The following is a 24,501-nucleotide window of genomic DNA, read 5'->3' as shown; positions in this document are numbered from 1 at the left end:
AGTTTGGCTTAAATTTTTTATTTTTGCTTTGCTATGAGCTACAAGGAAAAACTGAAGGACATCACAACCTTCGTGCTGGATGTGGACGGCGTTTTTACGGACGGCAGCATTATGCTGCTGGAAGACGGCCAAATGTGCCGCACAATGAGCGTGCTGGATGGGTATGCCGTAGTAAAGGCCATCAGCAAAGGCTATCGGTTCGGCGTGATAACAGGGGGTGATAATCCCGGCGTGAAGCAGAGAATCCACTATCTCGGAATTTCTGATTATTACCCAAAATCTCCGAATAAACGCATTGATTTTGAACACTTTAAGGCGAAATACAACCTGCAGAACGGGGAAATCCTGATGATGGGCGATGATATTCCGGATAGGGAAATAATGCGGCTTTCCGGCATCGGTGCCTGCCCTGCCAATGCAGTTCCGGAAATAAAGGCGGTGGCAGATTATATCTCGCCAGTTTTCGGCGGGAAAGGTGCGGTGCGCGATGTGATAGAGCAGGTGATGAAGGTGCGCGGAGATTGGAAGGAAGAAGATAACATACAGTCTCAATAATGAAAATATTGCTGGGTTCCAAATCGCCACGCCGCGCAGAATTGCTGAGAAATCTTGGCTACCGGTTTGAAATTGCGGAAATCAATTTGGAGGAAGATTTTCCCGAAAATTTACCCGTGGAAGAAATCGCCTTCTACCTTGCTGCGAAAAAGGCCAACGCCTTCCGAAATCTGGAAGCCGATGAAATCCTGATAACGGCGGACACCATTGTTGTAAACGGAAACCAAGTGCTCGGCAAGCCAGAAAGCGAAAGCGATGCGGTGGAAATGCTGCTGGATTTGAGCGGGAAAACGCACAAGGTTTTCACGGGGTTTTCCGTGAAAATCCAGGGTAGCATCACCACGAAAAGCGATGTGGCAGAAGTGATTTTCGATGAAATATCGCCCGAAGAAGCGGAATATTATGTCAAAAACTTCAAGCCGCTGGACAAAGCCGGCAGCTACGGCATTCAGGAATGGCTCGGTATGGCGAAGATTTCCGCGATCAAAGGCAGCTACTACACCATAATGGGCCTACCTACTCATTTGCTATACAATGAGTTACGAAAGTTTCCAGCATTGCCGCAAATTCATTAGTTTTGGAAACTATTTCCGCCGCGCCACAATAAAAGCCGCGGAAAAAAGTTATCTTTTTCAGGATGAAAAACAGAATCTTACTGCTGCTGGGCATCGCCACGCTTTTGGCCTGCTCATCGAAGAACAATTATAAAAAAGAAAAAAATCTCGGGCTGAAGAAATACACGGCCTACTACAACACGCTCTTCAACGGGCAGGAAGCGCTGAAGGCGGAAATCGACGGGCGGAAGAAATCTCACCAGGACAACTTTTACCAGCCCTACATCAAAATCCTGAAGGAAGAAGATCAGCCTATCGGCAGTAATTTCGATGTTTCGAATTCTTTCTTTTCGGATGATGATGATCCTTCGTCAGCGCTGGGTAGGAGAAACCCTACAAACCAAGCTGGGAGGCAGCTCGCGCGCCCGGGATTCATCAGTCAGCAAAATGCTGGTACATCCGTGCTGGATATCGCCGCTGCCAAGGCGCAGAAAACCATTACAAAATATTCTGTCATAAAAAATGGCAGGGAAAAAAACAAAACCATTTTCGATGCCTACATCACGCTGGCCCAAGTTCGCCTGCTTCAGGACAGGCCTCTCGAGGCACTGGATGCCCTGAACAATATTTTCACGACGATGCCGGAGGACAAGCGCATCGGGCTGGCAAAGGTATACCAGGCGCAGGCATACACAAAGCTCGGCGACTACTTCCGTGCGGATGAAATCTTCCGCTCGCTGAACGGGATGCCACGGTCTTACGACAAACTTAAAACCATTTATTACTCAGAAATGTTGCTGGCAGCAGGGAAGAAAGAGGCTGCTATCAATGAGCTGGAGAACGCATTTACTGCCAACAAAAACCGCTACCTGAGGAGCCGTATCGCATTTCTTCGCGGGCAGGTTTTGGCGGATTTGAACCGGAATGAAGATGCCCGGGAAAGCTTTGCCACGGCTTATAAATACTCGAACGATTTTCAGTTTGAAGTACGCTCCCAGGTTGAAATCGCTAAAACTTTCCGCGGGAAAAATGACGACTATGAAAGTGCGAAAAACTACCTGGAAAATATCAGCAAGAAGGGAACCTACGCTTCGCGGAAAAACGAGTTTTACTATGCGCTTGGCCTGATGGCGAACGAAGCCGGAAAGCCCGAAGATGCGCAGAATTTCTTCCGGCTTGCCCTTAGGGAAGAGCTTTCGGATCCGCAGCTTCGCGGCCTTACCTATTATGAAATCGGCAGGGCGTACCTCAGCGAAAGCGACTACATTGCGGCAGGCGCCTACTACGATTCCGCTGTTGCGGTGATGACCTATCAGCCGCAGAAAGCACAGCTGGAGCTTCAGTCCCAAAACATAAAGGATATTACCAAAAATTATTACTTGGTAAAGCGCAACGATTCCATCTTGAATTTAGTGCAAATGCCTGAAAATGAGCGCAATGCATTCTTTGCGAAACACGTCGACGAGATTCGGAAAAAAGAAATGCGCGAGGATGAAGAGGCGGCGAAACTTGCACGGCAGCGCGAAAGAACGAAAGGTTTTGACACCGGTGATTACGATACAAACGCAGCAATGAATTCTGCACCGAGGGGCTTCCAGGATTTTTCCGCAGGGGGAAGCAGAGGGGGGTTTTACTTCGCTAACCAGGGTACGGTAGCAAGAGGCCAGGCAGATTTTAAGCAAATTTGGGGAAGCCGCTCCGCGCAGGACAACTGGCGCTACAGCAGCAGAAACCGAACGCTGGAAGATGCAAAAAACGAAAGTATGGGCATCGCTTCCGTGCGCGACCCGAGAAGGTACGAGGTAGAATTCTACACCGAAAACCTGCCAAAAAATCCCGAGGAAATTGCTTCGCTGAAAAAGGCCAGAGACACGGCGAGCCTGGGGCTCGGCAGGATGTACAATGCCTACTTCGGCAACCGCCCGCTCGCTACGGAGACCCTCTACAGCCTGGCGGATGCCAAGCCCGAAGATGAGGTGAGGCTGCAGGCACTATACCAGATTTTCGCTATGAATTATGAACAAAATCCGCAGGCCGCCGAGCGTGCCAAGCAGATCATACTGAGCGATTATCCCTATACTTCCTATGCAGAATTTGTGAAAAACCCGAAGAATACGGATTTTACGCAATCTTCAAAGGAAGTGGTAAAAGCCTACACCGATGCATTCAGCCTGTATGAAGACGGGAAGTATGAAGAATCCATGTCGCTGATTTCCAAATCATTAGAGCAGTATCCAAAAGATGCGTTGGTTCCGAAATTTGCATTGCTGAACGCTTACAACACCGGGAAAACTGCAGGCAAGGAAATTATGATCCTCCAACTGGAACAGCTCGCCCTAAACTATGCCAAAACGCCGGAGGGGATGAAGGCGGCGGAAATGCTGAACTACCTGCAGAGCGACCTACAGATGGAAATGACGGATGAAAGTGGCAACCGCATCCCTGCTGCCGAAAAGGCCGCGCCGCAGGCGCGGGCAGAAAACCCGCTAGACGGGGATGACCCCGCGGGCATCGAGAGGGAATCCGTGCCTACCTCCAGGGTAAGGCTCGAGGAAGCCAACCGCCCCATACCAGAAATCAATACCACGCAAGATGTGGTGCAGCCAATGCAGAATTCGGAATTGCCTACCTCTCCCGTGATGCGGCGCAACCAAGAGAGGCCTCCACTCCGCACGCCGGGGATGAGAAAAAACGACGGCTTTGGCAACCCGGCTCAGGATGTGGAATCTATGAGGAAATCTGCAGAGAGATAAGTTTAAAAATCAAATTAAAAAAATAAAAAAACCCGGCAAAACCGGGCTTTTTTGTTACCCGTGTATCGTCTCCCTCTTTCCGTAGGAAGCGATGACGCCCGCCTCATATTCCAGCCACTGCTCCCAGCGGGCATTTACGGTCTCAGGATCGCCGAGCTGCCTTGCGAAGCCGATGAAGGTGGTGTAATGATTTGCCTCAGAAATCATTAGCTCTCGGTAGAATTCCCGTAACTCATCATCCTTAATATTCTCCGTTAAAACCCTGAACCGCTCGCAGCTGCGCGCTTCAATCATTGCGGCAAACAGCAGCCTGTCGATAATATATTCCGCGCGCGTTCCCTGCACGATGAATTTAGCCAGATCATTTACATAATCATCCTTGCGCGGCCTGCCGAATGTGTAGCCCCGCTTCAGAATTATCTCGTGCACCATTCCGAAATGCTCCAGCTCTTCCTGCGCGATGGCGAGGAGCTCGGTGATGATTTCGGGGTACTCCGGCAGCATAGTGATGAGGGTGATGGCGTTGGTGGCAGCCTTCTGCTCGCACCAGGCGTGGTCCGTCAGGATTTCCTCGAGGTTGCCTTCGGCGATATTCGCCCACCTGGGGTCTGTAGGAAGTTTTAATCTGAACATTTTTTTTAGTTTGGGCAAAATTAAAGATTCAAGGGTAAAAATTTGCAAATGATAAAAAAATCCGCCCCAGGCTTAGGAGCGGATTTACAGTTTATTTAGTAAACTTAGTTTACAAGGATTTTATGCGTGCTTGCGGAGCCGTCTTTCAGTACTACGCGCACCACATAGCTACCTTTGGTCAGTTTTGAGATATCTATTTTGCTTTTAGGGGAGCTAAGGACTAGCTTGCCTTCCGTGGTGAAAATATCTGCCTGCTGGATCTGCTCCGCGGAGATATTCAGTACATCGCTCGCGGGTACTGGGTACACGGAGGTGTGGCGGTTTGTGGCGAGGTTTGCGACATTCAGGGCTGTCTCTTTTTTTATTATTTTAATTTCATCGAAGAGCGTGGCATCGCCTTCATCACTTACCGTATAGGTGGCCACTTTCATCATATCGTCGGTTACTATTACATTGCTGAAAGTCGGCTCGCCAGTCTGCCCGAAACGCCCGGTGAAGAGCTTGTAATAGTCCTTCACATTGGTGAATCCCTCCAGGGCTTTCATCTGTGCCTCTGTTTTAGGCTCATATTTTTTCTTGCCCGCTGAGTTGTTTACAAGATAAAGTGTTCCTTTATAAACATTATAAGTGCCCCCGAGCTTCCCGGTCATATTTTCCCGTACGCCGCCTTTTACGGTTTCCTGTTCCGTTACGGAGCCCTCCACTACTTTGCCCCCGCTTACCGGGCCGATAACTTCATAAACGTGATCGTGCCCCTGGAAGTATACATCAATGTTGCTTTTTTCTATGTATGGAAGAATTTTCTCGCGGATGAGCCTTTGGTCAGTATCTGCGTGGTGGCTGGCGCCGGTATATACATTTCGGTGAGACATCAGCACCTTCCATTTTACATCAGGGTGTTTCGCCACCTGTTCGGTGATCCACTCCCCCAGGGTCTCCAGGTAGCCCTCTTTTTTATATTCTTCATAGTTCAGCGCCATAAACAGCGTGTTGCCATACACGAAGGAGTAGTTTGCCCCGTCCATACGCGCTGCCACCTGCGGATGCTCCGCGTTCCAGCTGGTGTCGGTATTGAAATGGCGGTGGAAGTTTACATCTATCACGCTCATATCGTGGTTGCCAAGTACCGGTACCAGGGGCGTGGTGAGCCAGTGTTCCTGCATAGTGGCGAACCATCTTTCCCACTCCCACTCGGAGGCGTTGTTGGTAGTTGTGGATGTTGAAGCCGTTTCAATGAAATCGCCGGTATTCAGGTTGAAGAGCGCATTGGGGAACATCTTCATTGCACGGTTTATCGTCTTAGCAGAAATATCAAACATCTGAAGTGTGTTCGCCTGGGTGTCCGTTGTATAATTAAAAGTAAAACCGCCACCCTGGGGCGCGGTGCGGAAGGATCCGATGCCGCTCCACGCGCCCTCCTTGCCCACGCGGAAAGAATAGTCCGTGTCTGGAGTCAGGTTTTCTGCTACTGCTTTGTGCGAGGTATAGTTCCTGAAATTGGGCAGCGAGATACCGTCTTTCTTTGCTTCCTGCTCCAGCGTTCTTTTCTCGTTTACATTTTTTGTACTCATGTAGTTCATAGAGAATTTCTGCTCTGCGGCAGGAATAGAGACAGCATTCGCGAAATCTGCCTCTGTGGCGTTCGCCTTAGCCACAATCTGGACCACGCTTCCGTCGTTCGCAGGAATCTGATTGGTAAACCAAGCGAAGCCCATACGCGTTCTCGGATCCCCGTTGATTGTCATATTAATGCTGAACGGCGTGGTATTCGGCTTCAGAGCTGAAGCATCTCTGCCGCCGAGATAATATTCGCTGACGGATGGGATGGAGTATTCATTCCAGTCTTTCGGTAGGGCCTGCGCATCTGCGAGGGCCGAGGCGAAGGCGAGTAGTGCTGTAGCCTTCACCTTCAGGCTTGGGATTTTGTATTTCATTTGTTTAAAATTTGCAGTTACAAAATTGATGAATGGATACCAAGACAGCATTAAATTTATATTAAGAAATCATTAATTATAATCCTGGATCGCGGGGGAGCGGAGGCAGGACCTTCAGCTGAGAAGTTGCCAAGGTTTGGTTTTGTATAAAATATTTAAAAACAAGGGTGCTTTATTTAAAAAAAATTCCTACTTTTGCAGCCTGATTTATAAACCAAATATAAGACATGTTTGCAATTGTAGAAATAGCAGGGCTTCAATATAAAGTTGAGCAAGACCGCAAGCTGTTTGTAAACCGTCTGCAAGGGGAGATAGGCGACAAAGTGAGCTTCGATAAAGTTCTCCTGACTGTAAACGGCACAACCACAGTGGGCGCCCCGGCTGTAGATGGCATCTCCGTGGATGCAGAAATTATCGATCATGTGAAGGCGGATAAGGTGATCGTCTTCAAGAAAAAACGCAGAAAAGGCTACGCGAAGAAAAACGGCCACAGGCAGCAAATGACGCAGATCCGTATCACAGGGATCAATGGGCTTACCGATGGTACGGCGGCTAAGCAGACGCAGGCCGAAAACGCGGAAGAGGCTGCTGCAGAAAATTAAGTTTTTAACCCAAAACCCTTAGAATAAGATGGCACACAAGAAAGGAGTTGGTAGCTCCAAAAACGGTAGAGAGTCAGAATCCAAGCGGCTTGGAGTAAAGATTTTTGGCGGGCAGAATGCCATTGCCGGAAACATCATCGTGCGGCAGCGCGGAACTAAGCACCACCCTGGCGAAAATGTGGGTATGGGCAAAGACCATACGCTCTTCGCACTGGTAGATGGCAAGGTGGTATTCACAAAGAAAGCCAACAAAAGGTCTTTCGTTTCTGTAGAGCCTAACGCTTAAGCAGATTACATAGCATTAAAAATCCCGACAGTTTTGCCGGGATTTTTTTTGTTTATTTTTTGCTGATTTAGAAATAGAATCTGTAGCCGAACTTTACCCCGAACCGTTTCGCCCCGGGGTTTTCCAAATAATTGCCCCGCCAGTTGAAATCTAGCCTGAAGAGGCGAAGATTGCCGACCCCGATATTTTCAATCCCGAAGCCATATTCATAATACGGGTGCTCTGCCGGCGCAGAGTACCGCCAGCCATCCACATTGATGGATTTCGCCTCGTCGCTCAGCGAGCCCACCGCCGAGCGGAACATCAGTATTTCTCTTAATTTCAATTTTTGCAGAATGGGCAGAAAGGAGAAAAGTTTCCCGTTGAAATGATGTTCAAGATGCAGGGTTGCATATTGCTCGGCTACGAATTCATAATAATTCAGCTGTGCAAAAGTATTCTGCACCACCGAATAGGATTGGTTGCCAGGGATCACATTCTGAAGCGCCAGCGGCAAAGTCTGAAAATTTTTGCCACCCTCCAGGCTCAACTCCATCCTTCCCCAGCTCCCTGTGAGGAAAGGCTTATAAAGAAGCAGCTGAAGTTTATCGTAGGTAAAATCTGCATTGAAAAGCCCCTCGATGCCGCGGGAGTACCGTGCCACAATGGTGGCCGCCAGGGTGGAGTGCTCGCTGCGCTCCACGCCGCTCTTCGAGTAAAGCGCGCCCGGCCTGGCGATAACGCTGAGGCTTAGGTGAGAATCGTTCACTGTTTTCCGAGGCTCGCCCTGGCGGAAATATTCCAGATTGAAACCCTCTGGGTTTGCGGATCGTATGCTTTGCAGAGTGCCGTCCAGCCGCAGCTGGATGTTTTTCCAGGGTTCTATTGATGTGAAAATATTCCCCTGCCCTACCTCGCTTAGGGAGGCATTTTCCCCACGGCTGAAAACAGATGAAGACGCAAAAGTCCTGCTCATAATGCCTTCGTCGCCAGTCAGCTGCACGCCCATCTGCACGATATCTTTGCGCCCCGCCACCCCGAGGGTAAGGCGGTTCACTTTATTGAACATATATTTGGCCTCTCCGCCGTACTTGAAATTCCCGTCGCGGAAGCCGTATGCCAGATAGCCCTGCACGCGCCACATATCATTTTGAGAAAAGTAAGTGCGAGCATCCAGCCGGATACGGTCGCCCTCCACAGCATTTCGGCCATAGATGCTGTAGAGATTCCCGATATCGATTTTATTTCCGAAATTCACATAGCCGGACTCCAAAGTTTCATAAGCCTTTACTACACGCTGAAATTTCGGATTTTGTTTCAGTTTTTCATGCATTTCGTAGATGGCCTTCTCCTGATTCGTAAGCTCCTCGGCGCGCGAATTTATCCAAAACTCTTCATCTTGCGATGCGAAATCCGGCTCTAGCTCCTCTTTTCTGGTTTCAAAGTCAGCATTGTTTAGCGGCACATTGAGTTCGTAATCGGAGATATTCAGCGTGCGTTTGGCGAGCATGGATTGAGCTTCTTTACTTTTGGATAAAATGGAGAGCTGTAGCTCGGTATAGACCTGCAGCGGAAGGAAGGTATGCTCATCCGGGTTGTCGTAAGAAAGCTGTAGCGCGATGGAGTTCACAAAATTTACATTCAGCTGCTTCGTGGAACGGAGGTTTGCCTGCACCACGGCATAGCTTTCTTTCGAAATATAAAGCACCCCGGCGAATGCCTGCACATCGGCACGCTTTGGCTGGAATTTTATCCGGTATACTTCGGCACCGTTGCGCACGGTTTCCTCCATCAGCTCGTAGTCGTAGGTGGAAAAGCCGTCGGAGGACACGGGGCTCGGGAAGCCGATATCGAAGAAATTCAGCGTATTGTCGTAGATATTGATGTCGCGGTAGAGGTTCTGCGCGGTTTTGGTAATGACCTGGTTGCCTTCAAAGCCTGAATTTTTCTGCGCGATCAGCAGGCGCTTCCTTCTCTGCTGCGGTCGGTTCTCCCCGGTGGTTTTATAGATCGACTCATTGATAAAAAGCGGGAGCACCAGCTTTCCGCTTGCTGTCGAGTCTGCATAATCGAAGATGAAGTCCATATTGCGGAAGAGCCTTTTCTTCGTAAAAGCACTGTCGAGATTCGCCGCATCTATCTCGATTTTTTCATACTCTTTGTACCTGTAGGTGTCGTACTGCGCCAGTCCGTTGCTTCGCTTCCGCCTCCACACTTCCTGCATTATGGCATAGGCAGGGTTCTCTCGCCTGTTTTTGTACTTACTCATGCCGGATTTTATGGTAACGCCCTCTATCTCCTTCGTATCCTCCTGGGCGTGCAGCGGAATCGCGAAGAGTAATGAGAACAGCAGGTATCTGATTTTCATCAAAATTCAAAGGAAAAGATTTGCAAATTTAGGCAAATATTATATTTAAACACTTATTTAATTTCGAGCTGAAAAAAGTAAAAAAGTAATCTTCCAAAAAAGTTCTTGGGGTACTACCATCAATTTATCCAAAAAAAACTAACTTTGCCCCATAAAAATAGGGGTATATGTCCACTTTAAGATTTAATGCGCTTAAAGCGCTTCCGTTCAGAGATTATAGAAGAGAAAATGCCGTGCAGGTACCTGAAAAACTTTCGGACCTGTTCGGAGAGAATGTTTTTAACGAAAATACGATGCGTGCCTACCTTACCAGGGAGGCTTTTTCTGCCATACAGTCTGCCGTGAAATACGGGGAAAAAATCCCGCGGCACACGGCGGACCAGATCGCCGCAGCAATGAAGGACTGGGCGATGAGCAAGGGCGTCACGCACTATACGCACTGGTTCCAGCCGCTCACCGGTACCACGGCAGAGAAGCACGACTCCTTCTTCACGCCTACGGAAGACGGCCGCGCCATCGAGCGCTTCAGCGGCAATATGCTCATTCAGCAGGAGCCGGATGCCTCCTCCTTCCCGAACGGAGGCATCCGAAACACCTTCGAGGCGCGCGGCTACACCGCCTGGGATCCCACCTCCCCGGCGTTCATCATGGGTACCACGCTTTGCATCCCATCTATCTTCATCTCCTACACAGGCGAGGCGCTTGATTATAAAACTCCTCTGCTGCGCGCTCTGAACGCTGTAGATGCGGCTGCCACGGAGGTTTGCAGATCATATTTTGATAAAAATGTGAACAAGGTGATAGCCACCCTCGGCTGGGAGCAGGAATACTTCCTCGTGGATACCGCGCTGTACCAGGCAAGGCCGGACCTTGTAATTACCGGGAAAACACTCCTTGGCCACGCCCCAGCGAAAGGGCAGCAGCTGGAAGACCACTATTTTGGCTCGATCCCCACCCGGGTGATGAATTTTATGAAAGAGCTGGAAATAAAATGTATAAAGCTGGGCATCCCGGTAACTACGCGGCACAACGAGGTGGCGCCTAACCAGTACGAGCTGGCACCGATGTTCGAGGAGGCCAATATCGCTGTAGACCACAACTCGCTGCTGATGGATGTGATGGCACGCATCGCCCACCGCCACCATTTCCACATCCTTTTCCACGAAAAACCCTTCGCAGGCGTGAACGGCAGCGGCAAGCACAACAACTGGTCCCTTAGCACAGATACGGGCGAAAACCTGCTGAGCCCTGGAAGAAATCCGAAGAAAAACCTTCGGTTCCTCACATTTTTCATCAATACTCTGAAGGCTGTACACGATTATGCAGATTTAATGCGCGCCAGCATAGCTTCCGCGAGCAACGATTACAGGCTTGGCGCCAATGAGGCTCCGCCGGCAATCATCTCCGCATTCATCGGCAGCCACCTATATTCCGTGCTGGATGAGCTGGAAAAAGTGAACGACGGCAAACTATCCCCCGAGGAAAAAACCCAGCTGAAACTGAATGTGGTCGGCAAAATCCCGGAAATCCTGCTCGATAATACCGACCGAAACAGAACCTCGCCGTTTGCTTTCACTGGAAATAAATTTGAATTCCGCGCGGTAGGCTCCTCGGCAAACTGCGCTGGGCCGATGATAGTGCTGAACTCCATTATGGCCAAGCAGCTCCAGGAGTTTAAAAAGGAAGTTGACCGGCTGATTTTCACCAAAGATTTAAAGAAGGATGAGGCGATATTCAATGTGCTGCGGGATTACATCAAACAAATGAAAAAAATCTTGTTCGAGGGCGATGGCTACTCCTCCGAATGGGAGCAGGAAGCGGGGGCACGCGGACTTAACAATAAAAAAAACACCCCGGATGCCCTGAAGCTGGAGCTGGATGAAAAATTCATAAACCTGTACGAGGAACTCGGCATCTACACCAGAAAAGAATTCGAAGCGAGAAACGAAATCAAGCTGGAAAACTACAGTATGGAGGTGGATATAGAGGCCCGCGTCCTCAGCGATATTGCCCGCAACCACATCATCCCTGCAGCGTTGAATTACCAAACCAGGCTGGTAGATAATGTGAAAGGCCTTAAGGAGATATTCCCGGAGGGTGAGTTTCAGGAAGTTGCCAAGGAGCAGCTGGATCTCATACGGAAACTTTCCGCGAATGTTCATCAGATCAAGGTGGGTGTAGATGAGCTGCTGGCAGCGCGCGCGGAGGCACTTGCCATAGCCGACCCGCAGGAAAAGGCAGATTTTTTCTGCAACAATGTCCGCACGCGTTTTGGTAAAATCCGCGATGCTGCCGATGCCGTGGAAATGATGGTGGATGATGAACTGTGGCCGATGGTGAAATACCGCGAGATGCTTTTCACGAGGTAAATTTACAGCTGTTAAAATCTCTTAATAAAATAACGCAAAAACCTGAGATGTCTCAGGTTTTTGCGTTTTAGTTTGCTAAAAATTTAAGCGAAAATGTTAAAAGATGTTAAAATTTGTTCTGTGAAAGATCATTTGCCCAACCTATCAGGGGCTTATTTATACTTTTGCCTTGCTGATGTGAATCACAAAACCTTTTTCAACTATAGAACAAAATATATGAAGAAAAGAGTTTTAATTTACCTGACCGCTTTTTTTTCCGCTTTAAGCCTGCAGTCTTGCGTTACAAATTATGTAGTGTCGGCTCCAGCTTCTCCTCAGAGTAACACTTACAAATCTGATGCCAAAGTTACTCCGATTGCGGCAGTAGATTTGACGGAGCCGCAAAAACAGTACTCCCCATCCAAGCAGATTGATGCCGCCCTCGCCAATCTGGAGGCATCCAGGAAAAAGGCAGAGATAGAGAAAGCCATCCTCCACGAAAATAAAATAAGCTCCCTAATTGCCGAAGCAGAATCTTACCTGGGGACGCCCTACCGATACGGGGGCACCACCCGAAGCGGGATAGATTGCTCGGCTTTTGTTTTGTCTGTTTTCGGCGCCGCTCTTGGCATAGACCTGCCGCGGGTATCCTCCTCGCAGGCTTCTCAGGGTGAGCGCATTTCCCGCTCAGAGCTGAAGGTGGGAGACCTTGTATTTTTCTCGCACGGCGGCGGCAGAATTGGCCATGTGGGCATCGTGCACGATGTAGATGAAAGCGGCGAGGTGCGGTTTATTCACGCAGCCACATCCCGCGGAGTGATGATTTCCGCTCTTTCCGACAAGTACTGGGGGCCAAGGTTTGTTCAGGCGAGACGGGTGATAAACGATATGCTCACGGAATCCAGCGGATTTGTCCGCAACTAATGCGAACGACTTATCTTCACAGCCGCTTTTTGGGCGGCATTTTTTTATTTTAAGCCCGAGGATGATTTGCTATCTTTGTAGCCCAACCGACAACTGTTTATAATGAACAACTCCCGGGCGCGAGAAACCACCGTAGCAATAGAGCGGCTATATGTGAGCATGCGGCACCTTTTTTATCGCGGCTTCTTCAAGCCGGGAGGTGTCTCCGGAGAGCAGCTAAGAAACCTGCTAATGACCATTTCTCCGGAAATCTACGGCTCTATGGGCATCACCAACAAGGTGGAGCTGGATGGGCTCCTCTATGTGCTGGACAGGCTTCCGGAAGGCATCGAGGAAACGCCCTTTATATTCCTGACATCTGACGAGGGTTTTGGCAAGGGCTCATTTGAAGTCATTGTCCCAAAAAAACGCCGGCGGAACTGCTTCCGAATCGATCAGCACCAGATGAACATCGAAGTTCTGCTGGGCAGGTCGGAAATTTACGACATACTTACCCACCTCACCTTCCTCTACATTGAGGCGGATAAAATCCGCAATCTTGCCTTTTTGAAAGACGAAGACTACAGGCCGCGCCGCGCTTGGGCGATGATTGAGGAAATAGCGCTCGGTGCAAAAAAAAGCAGGCAGGAGAAAGAGGTGGCGCTCACGCAAGTCTCGGCACTGCTGGGGCGGACTTTTGAGGAAATTCTGCAATCCTACCATAGGTTTGGCTCGGATGAAAATCCGGACAGGCTGTTTAAAATCATCTATTGGCTTGGCAAAACGAGCCTGGACGATTTGCTAGATATCCGAGAGCGCGAAGTATTTTTCAGCGCGGTGCTGAGGGAGCGCGTAGGGCATCATTTTTTTGGTGAAAAATGGGCTGATGCCGTGAAGGAAACCCTGGTGAAAAACGGGCTGAACGGTAAGGCGCTGCACATAGTTTCCGCCAATATGCATTCCGTGAAGAATATGCTTTTCGCGAACGAAGCGCTTGGGAAAACGGCGAGTTCTACCGTGGATTACAGGCTTTATGAGGACATCAGCAATGATAGGACCTTGCAGGAAAAGGTGCTGCAAACCGCCACGCGGAACGGGATGATTTACATCAAGGATAATTCCGGCAGCAACATTGATGTTCAGATTATCGACCTGGCGAAAACCCGGCTGGAAGATACGCCGTTTGCAGACAGCGGCTACAGCGGTGATGATGTAATAGTGGTGTTCGATTATGCCTTTGGTGAGCAGGCTTTTGAGATTATGGATGAATTGCTGCGGCCCTACACGGTAGGAGATCAGGTATTAATGATGAAGATAAAATCCATTTCCATAATGGGAAAGGCCGGCATCCTGGAAGGGCAGAAGGGCGATATAATGATCCCTACCTCACACATTTTTGAAGGAACGGCGGACAATTACCCGTTCGAAAATGCGCTAAAGAAATCCGACTTCGAAGGCGAAGATTTGCAGGTTTTCGAAGGCAGTATGCTCACGGTTTTGGGCACATCGCTGCAGAATAAGGACATCCTATCCTACTTCCTGAACAGCTCCTGGAAAACGATAGGGCTGGAAATGGAGGGCGCGCACTACCAGAAAGCGATACAGATAGCATCGCAAATCCGGCGGCACATCTCGAAGGATCTGTTCCTGTGCTACGCCTACTATGCATCGGACAATCCGCTGGAAACCGGCAGCACGCTTTCTTCAGGGGGCCTTGGTATTGCCGGCGTAAAGCCTACCTACCTGATCACTTACAAAATTCTCGAAAAGATACTGGGCTGATTTTTTATGCTTAAGTCCCGCCATCTTTTAATCCTTTAATCTTTCAAATTTTTTAATTCAGATGAAAAAAATCCCGAGCATCATTTTTCTCCTGCTGATGAGTTTCCTTTCCGCACAGCAAAAGCCTTACTACCAGCAGTTTGCGAAATATAAAATGGAAATAGATGTAGATGCGGCGAACTTTACCTACAAAGGCAGCCAAAGCATTACCTACACCAATAATTCGCCGGACGAGCTGCACGAAGTGTACTTCCACCTTTACTGGAATGCCTTCCGCCCAAATTCTATGATGGACCAAAGGGCGCAGGCTCAGGGAAAAATGGGCGATAGCAGGCTTCATACGAACGGCGTTTCGCGCCTGCAGGGCATCCCGAAAAATGAAGAAGGTGCGCAGAACATCCATTTCATTAAGCAGAACGGCAGGGATTTGAAATTTGAAATTCAGGAAACGGTGATGAAGGTGCAGCTTGCAGCGCCGCTGAAGCCAAACGCTACCACCACATTCACGATGGAATGGGATGCCGTGGTGCCGAAGCAAATCCGCAGGGCAGGCAGGAACAGCAGCGAGGGCATAGATATGACGATGACGCAATGGTACCCGAAGATTGCGGAATACGATTATGATGGCTGGGCGGCCTTCGATTATGTGGGCAGGGAATTTCACGCGCCATTTGCAGATTTTGAGGTGAGCATTAAAATCGATAAGGATTACATCATAGGTGCCGGCGGAACTCTGGAAAACCCTACGGAAGTGAAGGGCTATGCAGAGAACCCGGAAATAACGCCGGATGAAAACGGAAAAGTAACCTGGAGGTGGACGGCAAAGAGCATCCTTGATTTCGCCTGGGCGGCAGACCGTGATTATTTTGTGGACTCCTTTACCATTCTTGACGGTCCGAAGGTTTATTTTGTTTACCAAAAAAATGAGCGCACGAAATTTTGGGAAGAAAGCAAGCCGTATGTCACGAAGTTTTTCCAGCTGATGAATGCAACTTTCGGCAGGTATGTCTATCCGTCTTATGCCTTTATCCAGGGTGGCGATGGCGGTATGGAATACGGGATGTGTACGCTGATGCTGGGCGAGCATCCTACGCTGGAAAGGCTTTGCGGCCTGATGTTCCACGAAGCGGCGCATTCCTGGTATCAGCATATGCTGGCAAGCAACGAGAGTATGTATCCCTGGCTGGATGAGGGCTTCACCAGCTATGCCGAAGATTATGCGATGTACAGGCTCTTCCCGCCGGAAAACCCTGTGCCGAATCCGTTTTTCGACACCGTTCAGCGCTACATTAATTTTACCAAAAGAGGAATGGAAACGCCGGCATCCTGGCTTGCCGATCATCACGATGGCGGCGCGGCGTATTCCCACGCTTCGTATGTGAAAGGGCAGATGTTCCTGATAGAGCTGGGCTACATCATCGGTGAGCCTGCGCTAAGCACCGTGATGAAGGAATTCTATAACGAATGGAAGATGAAGCACCCTGCGCCAAGGGACTTTATGCACATCGCCCAGAAAGTGAGCGGGATGGATTTAAAATGGTTCTACCACTACTGGATAAATACTACGAAAACGATAGACTACGCGATAAAGGATGTGAAATACGGTGCGGCGGAAACTACAGTAACGCTCATCAACAAAGGCGGCGTGCCGATGCCGATAGATTTCGGCGTGCTGACGAAGGATGGAAAAATTACAACCTATAACATCCCTACCAACCTCACGAGAAACTGGAAGAAGCAGGATGTTTACGGAGAATTTACCACGCTGAATTTCTGGCCTTGGACGCAGAAGGAATACAGCTTCACCCTGCCTTTCAGTAAAAGCGAAATAGCAGCACTTGGCATCGATTTTTCGCAAAGGTTGGCGGATGTAAACCCGGAAGATAATTTCATAGATTTAACCAATTCAAAAAACGGAAAACGATGAAATCCATCATTGTAAACATCGGCAATTCCAACATTCGTTTCGGGCTTTTCGATGATGACAACTGCGATATTTCCTGGGTCATCAACACTAAGCCCTACCGAACAAGTGACGAGATGCAGGCGCAATTTATGATGCTGTACCAAACGCACCGCATAGAGCCGCAGCTTATAGACCGCATCATCATCGGTTCCGTAGTGCCGCAGCTTACGCACGAAATTTCTCAGGCGCTCAAGAAAATTCACGGCAAAAAACCAATAGTGGTGGACAGGAATACGCCGAGCGAAGTGCCGATGAAATCTCACCAAATGGGTACAGACATCTACGCTAACCTTGTGGCGGCGCACAAGCTTTATCCGGATAAAACGAAGATCATCATCGATTTCGGCACGGCACTTACCGTGAGCTGCATCAGGGCAGATGGCGATACGGTGGGCGTTATCATTGCGCCGGGCATCATCACCTCGCTGAAATCTTTGGTGGGCGAAACGGCGCAGCTTCCGGAAATCGAGCTCATAAAGCCGAAATCTGTGCTTGGCCTGGATACGGAAACTTGTATGCAGAGCGGTATGGTATATGGCTATTTAGGGATGGTGGAAGGCTTCATACAGCGCATCAACGCCGAAGTTCAAGACGATTGTTTCGTGATAGCAACAGGAGGCGTTTCCCACATCTACAAGCCACTCACCGAGCAAATCCACATCGCCGACAGGCTGCACACGCTGAAGGGCTTGTATTTTTTGGGAATGAATGTTTCTGACTAACTCACCGCCTTTCCCGAAAAAACTGCTTTACAATCTCTGAGCATTCCGCTTCCAGAATTCCGGTGCTCATTTCCGTTCTTGGGTGCAGTGAAAGCTTCTTGCTGATGAAGCCTCTCTGCTCGTCCCTTGCACCGATGACAAGCCGCGAAATCTGCGCCCAGTTCAGTGCGCCGCAGCACATTACGCAGGGCTCCAGCGTTACAAACATCGTGCAGTTTCTCAGGTATTTGCCACCCAAAAATTCTGCGGCAGAAGTTATCGCCTGCATTTCAGCGTGCGCCGTTACATCGTTCAGCGTTTCAGTCAGATTATGGCTTTTGGCGATGATTCGGTTTTGCGAGACCACAACGCAGCCCACAGGAATTTCGCCCTGATGATAGGCTTCCTCCGCTTCCTTCAAAGCCAGGCGCATAAAATATTCGTCGCTAAACATCAAAAGAAAAACGCCCGAAATTCTCGGGCGAAATATATCAAATTCTAAAAACTAATCTCGCTGCTTTCCCTGCCTTTCTGGAAGCTCATCGTCTTCTGCTGCCCTTTGTACGCCACATTTACCACATTCGTTTGCTTCGGGTAGGCATCCATCAAAATCGAATTGCGGATTTTCAGCGACTTAATATCGCTCACGCTTCCAGCCTCAAAATACACCCATACCGATTCACCGTTCACCTGGCTTCCTGTAAAGGTCAGCGGCTTATCGCTACCGTTCACCGCCACATTGAAATTCCGGTTCACATACTTTTTTACTTCCGCTTCAAAACCAGCAGTATTTGGATTGATTTTAATGGCATTGGAAATGTGCTCCGTGTTCATTTTTGTCGTGAATTTCAGCGACTTGTTGCCCTCCACATAATCAGCCTTCGTCATTGATGAGTAAAACTGCGCATTGGCAAAACTCATTGCAAGCACAAGCCCGAGAAAAAATAACTGTTTGAAAAACTTCTTCATCATTAAATCGTTTGACAAACATTGCTCAAATTATATGCCAATCAGAAATTCACATTCACCGCATATTTGTCGTAAAACGCCTTGATGTGCGCAACAGCTTCATCCGCAGAATCCACCACCCTGTAAAGGTTCAGGTCCTGCTCGGAAATCAGGTTGTTGGCAAGCAGCGTATCTTTGAACCAGTCCAGAAGCGGTGCCCAGAAATCGCTGCCAACCAGCACGATTGGGAACCTCCCGATTTTTTTAGTTTGGATTAATGTCAGCGCCTCAGTCAGTTCATCCAGCGTTCCAAAACCGCCCGGCATCACGATGAAGCCCTGGGAATATTTCACGAAAACCACCTTCCGCACAAAGAAATAATCGAAATTCATCGCATACTGCGGATTGAGGTAAGGATTCAGGTGCTGCTCGAAGGGCAGGTCGATATTCAGCCCTACTGAAGTACCGTTGTTTTCAAAAGCGCCTTTGTTGCCAGCTTCCATAATTCCCGGGCCGCCACCTGTAATCACGCCAAACCCAAGCTCCGTGATTTTATGCGCAATTTCTGTCGCCATTTTGTAATACTTATCCTCCGGGCTCAATCTTGCCGAACCGAAAATCGAAACGCACGGCCCAACTTTCGCCATTTTTTCGTAGCCTTCCACAAGCTCCGCCATCACCTTAAATACCATCCAGCTATCCTTCGTCACCTTCTCATTCCAGGTCTTCCTGCGGAAGCTCTCCTGCAGCCTGCCGTCCTCGTTTTCCACCGCAGGATTTATCAGGCTCTCGTCTTTTTTTACATCGTAATCTGGCTGTATCTTGTTGGTTTTCATTACTTAATCGCTTTACGCTATAGGCTTTATGCCGTAAGCTTACTTTTTACTTTGTCCTTGGTTCTTGTGTCTCGGTTCTTAAACTTTTTACTTAAATAGAAGTTCCGCTTCCTTCACCGATTCTGCCCTGCCTACATCGATTAGTTTGGCCTGATGCTCATAGCCGAAAATCTTTTCCGACTTCATCAAATCCAAATATTCTTCCATAATCGAAAATTTTCCTGTACGCTTCATCAGGCTGAAAAATTTCGGGGTAATGCAGTGTATCCCGCTGAAAGCCAGCTCTTTAAATCCAGAATTAGTTTCCGCCAGCCTTTGCTCTCCGGTTTTATGGTTGATCCAGCCGCGCAAAATCATCTCATCATTAAACAGAAGTTTACGCGAGCTTTCCCTTGCCGAAACGGCAAGCGTCACCAGATTTTTGTTTTGAAGATGATTGCTGATGAACGGTCGTAAATCCAGGTCGGTGAGAATATCGGCGTTCATCACCAGGAAATCTTCATCGCCATTCAGAAAATTTTTGGCAAATAGCAAGCCTCCGCCGGTTTCCAAAAGCTCCGCGCTTTCGTCGGAAAGCTCAATTATCGCTCCGAAATTTTTATTTTTTTCTAAAAAATCAACAATTTGCTCCGCGAAATGATGGATGTTAATCACGAATTCATTAATCCCGAAACTCTGAAGATAGCGAATATTTCTCTCTAAAATCGGAACGCCGTTCACCGGAACCAAAGCCTTCGGATGCCTGTCTGTAAAGGGTTTCAGGCGGGTGCCCATTCCTGCCGCGAAAATCATCGCCTTCATTCTGCAGCGTTTTGGTTCAGTTGCGGTTGTTCGTCGTGCGTCAGTTTCACCGAAACCTGCGGATATTTTTCGCGGATAAATTCTGCGATGTAGTTGGCGGCGTAAACCGAGCGGTGCTGCCCACCTGTACACCCGAAATTGATTTGCAGATTTTCGAAGCCGCGCTCCAGATAATCATCGATGTTGATGGAAATAATCTGCTCAGCAGCGCTCAGAAAATCGTGGATTTTCGTTTTTTCCTTCAGGTAATTTTTCACGGCTTCATCGCTGCCTGTTTGCGATTTATATTCATCTATTCTGCCGGGATTCAGGATGCCGCGGCAATCGAAAACGAAACCGCCGCCATTTCCCGACTCATCCTTCGGGATGCCGCCCTTCTTGTACGAAAAACTATGGATGTCGATATTCAGCGCCATAAAATCAGACTTTCAGCCGTAAAACTAAGGAAAAATTTGTTAGCCGTAGGCTTGCATTTCGCTAAAATCTGTTGGCTTATGCGTTGGCTCTTATGTCGTAATCTCAGTTCTTTTAGAATCGAGCTGAGCAATTACGGATTTGAGTTCCGGGAAATGCTGCATTTCTTCCCAGTTTTCTGAAAATTCCGTGATGTTTTTTATGCCGAGATTCAGGCTCTGCAGAAAATGTGGCTTCCGCTGAACCAGCCCGCGAAAACCGTATGCCCCCAGAACCTGCAGGAAGCGCATCAGCATTACGGGCTTCAACGAAAATTTTAGTTGATTGCGTTGCGCTTCATTTTCCCAAAGTGAAAAATAAAATTCCAGCATTTCATTTTTGAAATCTTCTGGAAAATTGGCCTTCGCCTGAAACAGAAACGAAACCGCATCGTAAATCGCTGGGCCTTCCATCGCAGATTGATAGTCGATAAAGAAAACTTCGTCCTGGTCGTTCACCAAAATATTCCGCGCCTGAAAATCCCTGAGCATCAATACTTTAGGTTGCAGGTTTTCCACAATCTCCGTCAGTTTCAGGAATTCTTTCAGCAGTGAAGATTTGTGGTAATGCAGCTCCATAACATCCGCAATGAAGTTTTTGAAATAATACAAATCGTGCATCACAGGCAGCGCATCGTAGCTTTCGTACTCGAAGGTTTTGGCAAAATCCGTTTTCCCTAAAGTTTTAGTTTGAAGCGTGTAAAGCTTGGTCAGGGTTTGCCTTACGAGATTTTTCACACGCTGCGAAGTGCCTTCTGCCGCAATAATTTCCGACAGGGTTTTTGCGCCGAGAAATTCCTGAACATAGATTTTGCGGTCATCCGAAATTTTCAAAACTGCCGGCGTATTGAGATTCAGTTCGGAAAAAAGTTCTGAGAAATAAAAGAAGGCTTCATTTTCCCGAAGATTTTCGTTGAAAGTCACGATGAAATTTTCATCACCGGAAGTTGCCAGCCAGTTAATTCTTGCCGAACCGCTTTGCGCCAGCCTTTTAAAATCCCGCACATTTCCGGCGGAAAAATTTTCGAAAAACTCTAATGCCTGTTCGTCCGTCATCGCTTACAAATTTAAGATTTTTGCCAAATTTGAAGCCAAAACCTATCTTTGCAACGATGTCCGATTTCAAACCAGTACTGAAAATCCTTCTGCGCTTCGTGCTCATCTACATTGCGCTGTTGCTGCTTTACCAGCTGTATCTCAACACGCAGAGCGGTTTGGATTCAGTTTCAATGTGGGTGGGGAAACAGGTGGTTGCCGTGCAGAATTTTTTGGGATATGAATCAAAATTAATCCCGGACCACCGCTACGAAACGGCGTATTTTCAGGTGAACGGAAAAATGCCGACCAGAATGGTGGAGGGCTGCAATGCGATTTCCGTGATGATTCTGTTTTTGGCGTTCGTTTTTGCTTTTTATAAAGGAAGGAAAACCTTCGTTTTCGCGCTGATTTCGCTCGTTATCTTACACATTATGAATGTGTTACGAATTGCTGGGCTGAACCTGATGTATTTTCAGGGCGAGAAATATTTTAAAATCGGCCACGATTATCTTTTTCCTGCGGTAATTTACGGCAGCGTTGTGATTTTGTGGCTGGTTTGGATTAAAGTTTTTGTGCTGAAAGATGAGAAGGCTTTTTGATTGGCTCTTGGTTTTGGCAGGAATTGCAGGCTTGGTTGCGGTGCGCTTTTTCGAAGACCAACTGTTTTACGACCCTTTTTTGCAGTATTTCCACGAAGCCGATAAGCACGGAAAATTCCCACAGTTCGAATGGCTGCCGCTGATTCTCAGCCACTTATTCCGCTTCGTTCTCAACCTGGTTTTTTCGCTCGTCATCGTTCATTTTTTATTCCGGAATAAAAGGTGGACAGTTCAGGCAGCATTATTAATAGCCCTCGTCTTTGCGATTGCCTTTCCTATCTATCTCTACTGCCTGCACACCGAATTCAGCATTGGCAATTTGTTTTCATTCTATGTGCGCCGCTTTGTCATCCAGCCAATAGCCATCCTGCTGATTGTCCCGATGTTTTATTACCGGAGGGAGATGCAGAAGAGAAATCTCGCTTAGTGGCCTTTCCCGTGCTTTTCAGGCTGTGTAATTGTCTTAAAATTCCAGGTGATTTTTTGGGATAATGGCTGTTTGCGCGCAGGGCAGTTTTCCAGCGTGCAGATGTGGCAACTGAAGGCCTGGCAGTCATCCATATGGAAATTGAACTCCACAGGCCGGTCAAGATGCTGCGCAATCTCCTTCACGATGTTTTCCATTTCGGCGTGCGCCGCACGAAGCTCCAGATACCACGGCAAAGTAAGGTGCGCATCGATGTGCAGGCTGCTGCCATACTGCTGAATTTTCATATTGTGCACATCAATCCACTGTGGCTGCCGTTTTTTTTCAAGAAATTCCGCAATGCCAGAGAGCAGCTCTACATCGGCCTCATCCATAATCCCGACCAAAGAACTGCGGATAATTTTATACCCAACGAAAATGATGTAGCCGCCGAAAAACAGGGCAACCAGCGCATCAATCCAGAAAATTTTCGTGAAGTAAACAAGCACCAAACTCAGCACTACACCGGCTGTTGTGATGGTGTCGCTCTGCAGATGTTTTCCAGAGGCAATCAGCACGGCGGAATTTTCCCTGATGCCCTTCTGCACGGAGAGATAGCCCATAAAATAATTGATGGCTGCGGTTGCCGCTACGATGAGAATCCCCCAGTCCAGTTTCTGAAGCTCGTTGCCTTTTGCCAGCGAGGTTCCCGCCTGAATGATAATCATTATTCCGGCAAAGATGATCAGCGCACCTTCCACAGCGGAAGTGACGAACTCGATCTTTCCGTGGCCGTAAGGATGGTCGGAATCGCGTGGTTTTGATGCGATGTGCAGCGAATAAAGACCCATAAAAGCGGCAATGATATTCACGATGCTTTCCATCGCATCGGAGAAAATCGCATCAGAATCGGTGAGCAGCCACGCTAAAAGTTTTCCCGCAAAAAGCAAAATTCCCACCACAGCTACATTGCGCTGGAATGAGAATTTCGTTTTTTCGGACGGCCTCATTTTTTTAAATAATCAGCTGAATTTGTGGAAATTTTGCTTTAAACCCAACCTTGCTGCACAAGGTATTCCGCGATTTGCACGGTGTTTGTGGCGGCACCTTTGCGAAGATTGTCGGCAACTATCCAGAGATTCAGCGTGTTGGGCTGAGAAAAATCTCGGCGGATTCTTCCCACGAAAACTTCGTCCTTACCTTCGGCAAAAAGCGGCATAGGATACTGCAGATTTTCCAAATCGTCCAGAACTTTCACGCCGGGCATCTGGCTTAAAACTTCGCGGACTTCTTCCAGCTCAAAATCCTTCTGAAGCTCGATGTTTACGCTTTCGGAATGGCCGCCCTGCACCGGAACGCGAACCGCCGTAGCAGAAATTCCGAAACTTTCGTCGCGAAGAATTTTCTTCGGTTCACGCATCAGTTTCAGCTCTTCTTTGGTGTAAAAATCATCCGAAAATACATCGCAGTGCGGCAGTGCATTTTTGAAAATCGGGTAAGGGTAAACTTTTTCCGCTGCCGAAGAATTTGGGCTGATATAATTTTCAATCTCACTTTCCAGCTGGTTTACAGCGTTTTTACCAGTTCCAGTTACGGATTGATATGTGGAAACTATGACGCGTTTCAGTCCGTATTTTTTGCGAAGCGGCTCCAGAACCATCACCAGCTGAATTGTGGAACAGTTGGGATTTGCAATGATTTTATCGTTATTCGTGAGAACATCGGCATTGATCTCCGGCACTACGAGTTTTTTGCCGGCATCCATTCTCCACGCCGAAGAATTATCGACCACGGTACAGCCAGCTTCCGCAAATTTCGGCGCCCAATCCAGAGAGGTTTGTCCGCCCGCAGAAAACAGCGCAATTTTCGGTTTTAGTTCGACAGCCTTCTCCAAAGAAACCACTTTGTAAGCATTTCCTTTGAAAGAAATATTCGTGCCGACAGATTTTTCGGAAGCCACGGGAATCAGCTCGGAAACTGGGAAGTTCCGCTCTTCCAAAACCTTGAGCATCACCTGCCCAACCATTCCTGTAGCACCTACAACAGCAAGTTTCATA

23 protein-coding genes are annotated in these 24,501 nt (G+C 48.2%); 12 read left to right on the top strand and 11 right to left on the bottom strand.

Translation table 11 applies throughout. The features are described from left to right. Window positions 1-33 precede the first annotated feature (33 nt). The 3 genes from IMZ16_RS07315 to porW all read left to right on the top strand — a co-directional run bounded on the left by IMZ16_RS07315 (window position 34) and on the right by porW (window position 3,862). The gene (locus IMZ16_RS07315) at window positions 34-555 is read left to right on the top strand and encodes a KdsC family phosphatase (protein ID WP_193439498.1); all 522 of its coding nucleotides are present in this window, start codon (window positions 34-36) and stop codon (window positions 553-555) included. Next, the gene (locus tag IMZ16_RS07310) at window positions 555-1,130 is read left to right on the top strand and encodes a Maf family nucleotide pyrophosphatase (protein WP_193439497.1); all 576 of its coding nucleotides are present in this window, start codon (window positions 555-557) and stop codon (window positions 1,128-1,130) included. The genes IMZ16_RS07315 and IMZ16_RS07310 overlap by 1 nt, the downstream gene beginning before the upstream one ends. 62 nt (window positions 1,131-1,192) lie before the next feature. After that, window positions 1,193-3,862, top strand: coding sequence for a type IX secretion system periplasmic lipoprotein PorW/SprE (gene porW / locus IMZ16_RS07305; RefSeq protein WP_193439496.1), 2,670 nt, complete (start codon window positions 1,193-1,195; stop codon window positions 3,860-3,862). A 54-nt stretch (window positions 3,863-3,916) separates the two neighbouring features. On the opposite strand, the gene miaE is transcribed toward porW, so the two are convergent. Further along, on the bottom strand, window positions 3,917-4,495 hold the full coding sequence (gene miaE, locus IMZ16_RS07300) for a tRNA-(ms[2]io[6]A)-hydroxylase (protein ID WP_193439495.1): 579 nt from the start codon (window positions 4,493-4,495) through the stop codon (window positions 3,917-3,919). A 104-nt stretch (window positions 4,496-4,599) separates the two neighbouring features. After that, the gene (locus IMZ16_RS07295; protein WP_193439494.1) at window positions 4,600-6,429 is read right to left on the bottom strand and encodes a fibronectin type III domain-containing protein; all 1,830 of its coding nucleotides are present in this window, start codon (window positions 6,427-6,429) and stop codon (window positions 4,600-4,602) included. A 227-nt stretch (window positions 6,430-6,656) separates the two neighbouring features. On the opposite strand from IMZ16_RS07295, the gene rplU reads away from it, so the two are divergent. Then, entirely contained in the window at window positions 6,657-7,031 is a 375-nt protein-coding gene (rplU, locus tag IMZ16_RS07290; protein ID WP_073179080.1) for a 50S ribosomal protein L21, read from the top strand. Window positions 7,032-7,059: 28 nt separating this feature from the next. Beyond that, window positions 7,060-7,317 (top strand): 50S ribosomal protein L27, encoded by a 258-nt coding sequence (rpmA, locus tag IMZ16_RS07285; protein ID WP_073179078.1) that lies wholly within the window; start codon window positions 7,060-7,062, stop codon window positions 7,315-7,317. Between the two features lie 67 nt (window positions 7,318-7,384). Here rpmA and IMZ16_RS07280 read toward each other — a convergent pair whose 3' ends face one another. Continuing rightward, window positions 7,385-9,664: a DUF5686 family protein gene (locus IMZ16_RS07280; protein ID WP_193439493.1), complete on the bottom strand. Its 2,280-nt coding sequence runs from the start codon at window positions 9,662-9,664 to the stop codon at window positions 7,385-7,387. Window positions 9,665-9,831: 167 nt separating this feature from the next. On the opposite strand from IMZ16_RS07280, the gene IMZ16_RS07275 reads away from it, so the two are divergent. The 5 genes from IMZ16_RS07275 to IMZ16_RS07255 all read left to right on the top strand — a co-directional run bounded on the left by IMZ16_RS07275 (window position 9,832) and on the right by IMZ16_RS07255 (window position 17,385). Next, window positions 9,832-12,033 (top strand): glutamine synthetase III family protein, encoded by a 2,202-nt coding sequence (locus IMZ16_RS07275; RefSeq protein ID WP_193439492.1) that lies wholly within the window; start codon window positions 9,832-9,834, stop codon window positions 12,031-12,033. A gap of 294 nt (window positions 12,034-12,327) precedes the next feature. Further along, on the top strand, window positions 12,328-12,936 hold the full coding sequence (locus tag IMZ16_RS07270) for a C40 family peptidase (RefSeq protein WP_394368270.1): 609 nt from the start codon (window positions 12,328-12,330) through the stop codon (window positions 12,934-12,936). A gap of 102 nt (window positions 12,937-13,038) precedes the next feature. After that, a complete protein-coding gene (locus IMZ16_RS07265; protein ID WP_193439490.1) occupies window positions 13,039-14,697 on the top strand; it encodes a DUF6909 family protein in 1,659 nt (552 codons plus the stop codon). Window positions 14,698-14,758: 61 nt separating this feature from the next. Further along, window positions 14,759-16,624, top strand: coding sequence for a M1 family metallopeptidase (locus IMZ16_RS07260; RefSeq protein WP_193439489.1), 1,866 nt, complete (start codon window positions 14,759-14,761; stop codon window positions 16,622-16,624). Further along, window positions 16,621-17,385 (top strand): type III pantothenate kinase, encoded by a 765-nt coding sequence (locus IMZ16_RS07255; RefSeq protein WP_193439488.1) that lies wholly within the window; start codon window positions 16,621-16,623, stop codon window positions 17,383-17,385. Before IMZ16_RS07260 ends, IMZ16_RS07255 begins: the two co-directional genes overlap by 4 nt. Window position 17,386: 1 nt before the next feature. On the opposite strand, the gene IMZ16_RS07250 is transcribed toward IMZ16_RS07255, so the two are convergent. From IMZ16_RS07250 to IMZ16_RS07225, 6 genes are all read right to left on the bottom strand, one after another. Continuing rightward, entirely contained in the window at window positions 17,387-17,818 is a 432-nt protein-coding gene (locus tag IMZ16_RS07250; protein WP_193439487.1) for a nucleoside deaminase, read from the bottom strand. 44 nt (window positions 17,819-17,862) lie between these two features. Then, a complete protein-coding gene (locus IMZ16_RS07245; protein ID WP_317173200.1) occupies window positions 17,863-18,336 on the bottom strand; it encodes a DUF6702 family protein in 474 nt (157 codons plus the stop codon). 38 nt (window positions 18,337-18,374) lie between these two features. Continuing rightward, entirely contained in the window at window positions 18,375-19,082 is a 708-nt protein-coding gene (locus tag IMZ16_RS07240) for an LOG family protein (RefSeq protein ID WP_227411586.1), read from the bottom strand. 153 nt (window positions 19,083-19,235) lie between these two features. After that, window positions 19,236-19,949 carry a nucleotidyltransferase family protein gene (locus IMZ16_RS07235; RefSeq protein WP_193439485.1) on the bottom strand — a complete coding sequence of 238 codons (714 nt, stop codon included), beginning with the start codon at window positions 19,947-19,949 and terminating at the stop codon, window positions 19,236-19,238. After that, window positions 19,946-20,365 carry a RapZ C-terminal domain-containing protein gene (locus tag IMZ16_RS07230; protein ID WP_193439484.1) on the bottom strand — a complete coding sequence of 140 codons (420 nt, stop codon included), beginning with the start codon at window positions 20,363-20,365 and terminating at the stop codon, window positions 19,946-19,948. The genes IMZ16_RS07235 and IMZ16_RS07230 overlap by 4 nt, the downstream gene beginning before the upstream one ends. Window positions 20,366-20,455: 90 nt before the next feature. Continuing rightward, on the bottom strand, window positions 20,456-21,457 hold the full coding sequence (locus tag IMZ16_RS07225) for an aminoglycoside phosphotransferase family protein (RefSeq protein ID WP_193439483.1): 1,002 nt from the start codon (window positions 21,455-21,457) through the stop codon (window positions 20,456-20,458). Window positions 21,458-21,513: 56 nt separating this feature from the next. On the opposite strand from IMZ16_RS07225, the gene xrtF reads away from it, so the two are divergent. Continuing rightward, window positions 21,514-22,038 carry an exosortase family protein XrtF gene (gene xrtF / locus IMZ16_RS07220; RefSeq protein WP_193439482.1) on the top strand — a complete coding sequence of 175 codons (525 nt, stop codon included), beginning with the start codon at window positions 21,514-21,516 and terminating at the stop codon, window positions 22,036-22,038. Further along, window positions 22,022-22,465 (top strand): exosortase F system-associated membrane protein, encoded by a 444-nt coding sequence (locus IMZ16_RS07215; protein ID WP_073179057.1) that lies wholly within the window; start codon window positions 22,022-22,024, stop codon window positions 22,463-22,465. Before xrtF ends, IMZ16_RS07215 begins: the two co-directional genes overlap by 17 nt. Here IMZ16_RS07215 and IMZ16_RS07210 read toward each other — a convergent pair. Together IMZ16_RS07210 and IMZ16_RS07205 are read right to left on the bottom strand one after the other, a co-directional pair. Next, window positions 22,462-23,454 carry a cation diffusion facilitator family transporter gene (locus tag IMZ16_RS07210; protein ID WP_193439481.1) on the bottom strand — a complete coding sequence of 331 codons (993 nt, stop codon included), beginning with the start codon at window positions 23,452-23,454 and terminating at the stop codon, window positions 22,462-22,464. The genes IMZ16_RS07215 and IMZ16_RS07210 overlap by 4 nt on opposite strands. A gap of 38 nt (window positions 23,455-23,492) precedes the next feature. Then, complete coding sequence (locus IMZ16_RS07205) at window positions 23,493-24,500, bottom strand: aspartate-semialdehyde dehydrogenase (RefSeq protein WP_193439480.1); 1,008 nt, start codon at window positions 24,498-24,500, stop codon at window positions 23,493-23,495. Window position 24,501: the final 1 nt, after the last annotated feature.

Origin of the sequence: Cruoricaptor ignavus, from assembly GCF_014961145.1 — a bacterium.
Lineage (GTDB): Bacteria > Bacteroidota > Bacteroidia > Flavobacteriales > Weeksellaceae > Cruoricaptor > Cruoricaptor ignavus.
This window is presented reverse-complemented; position numbering and strand designations above follow the sequence as displayed.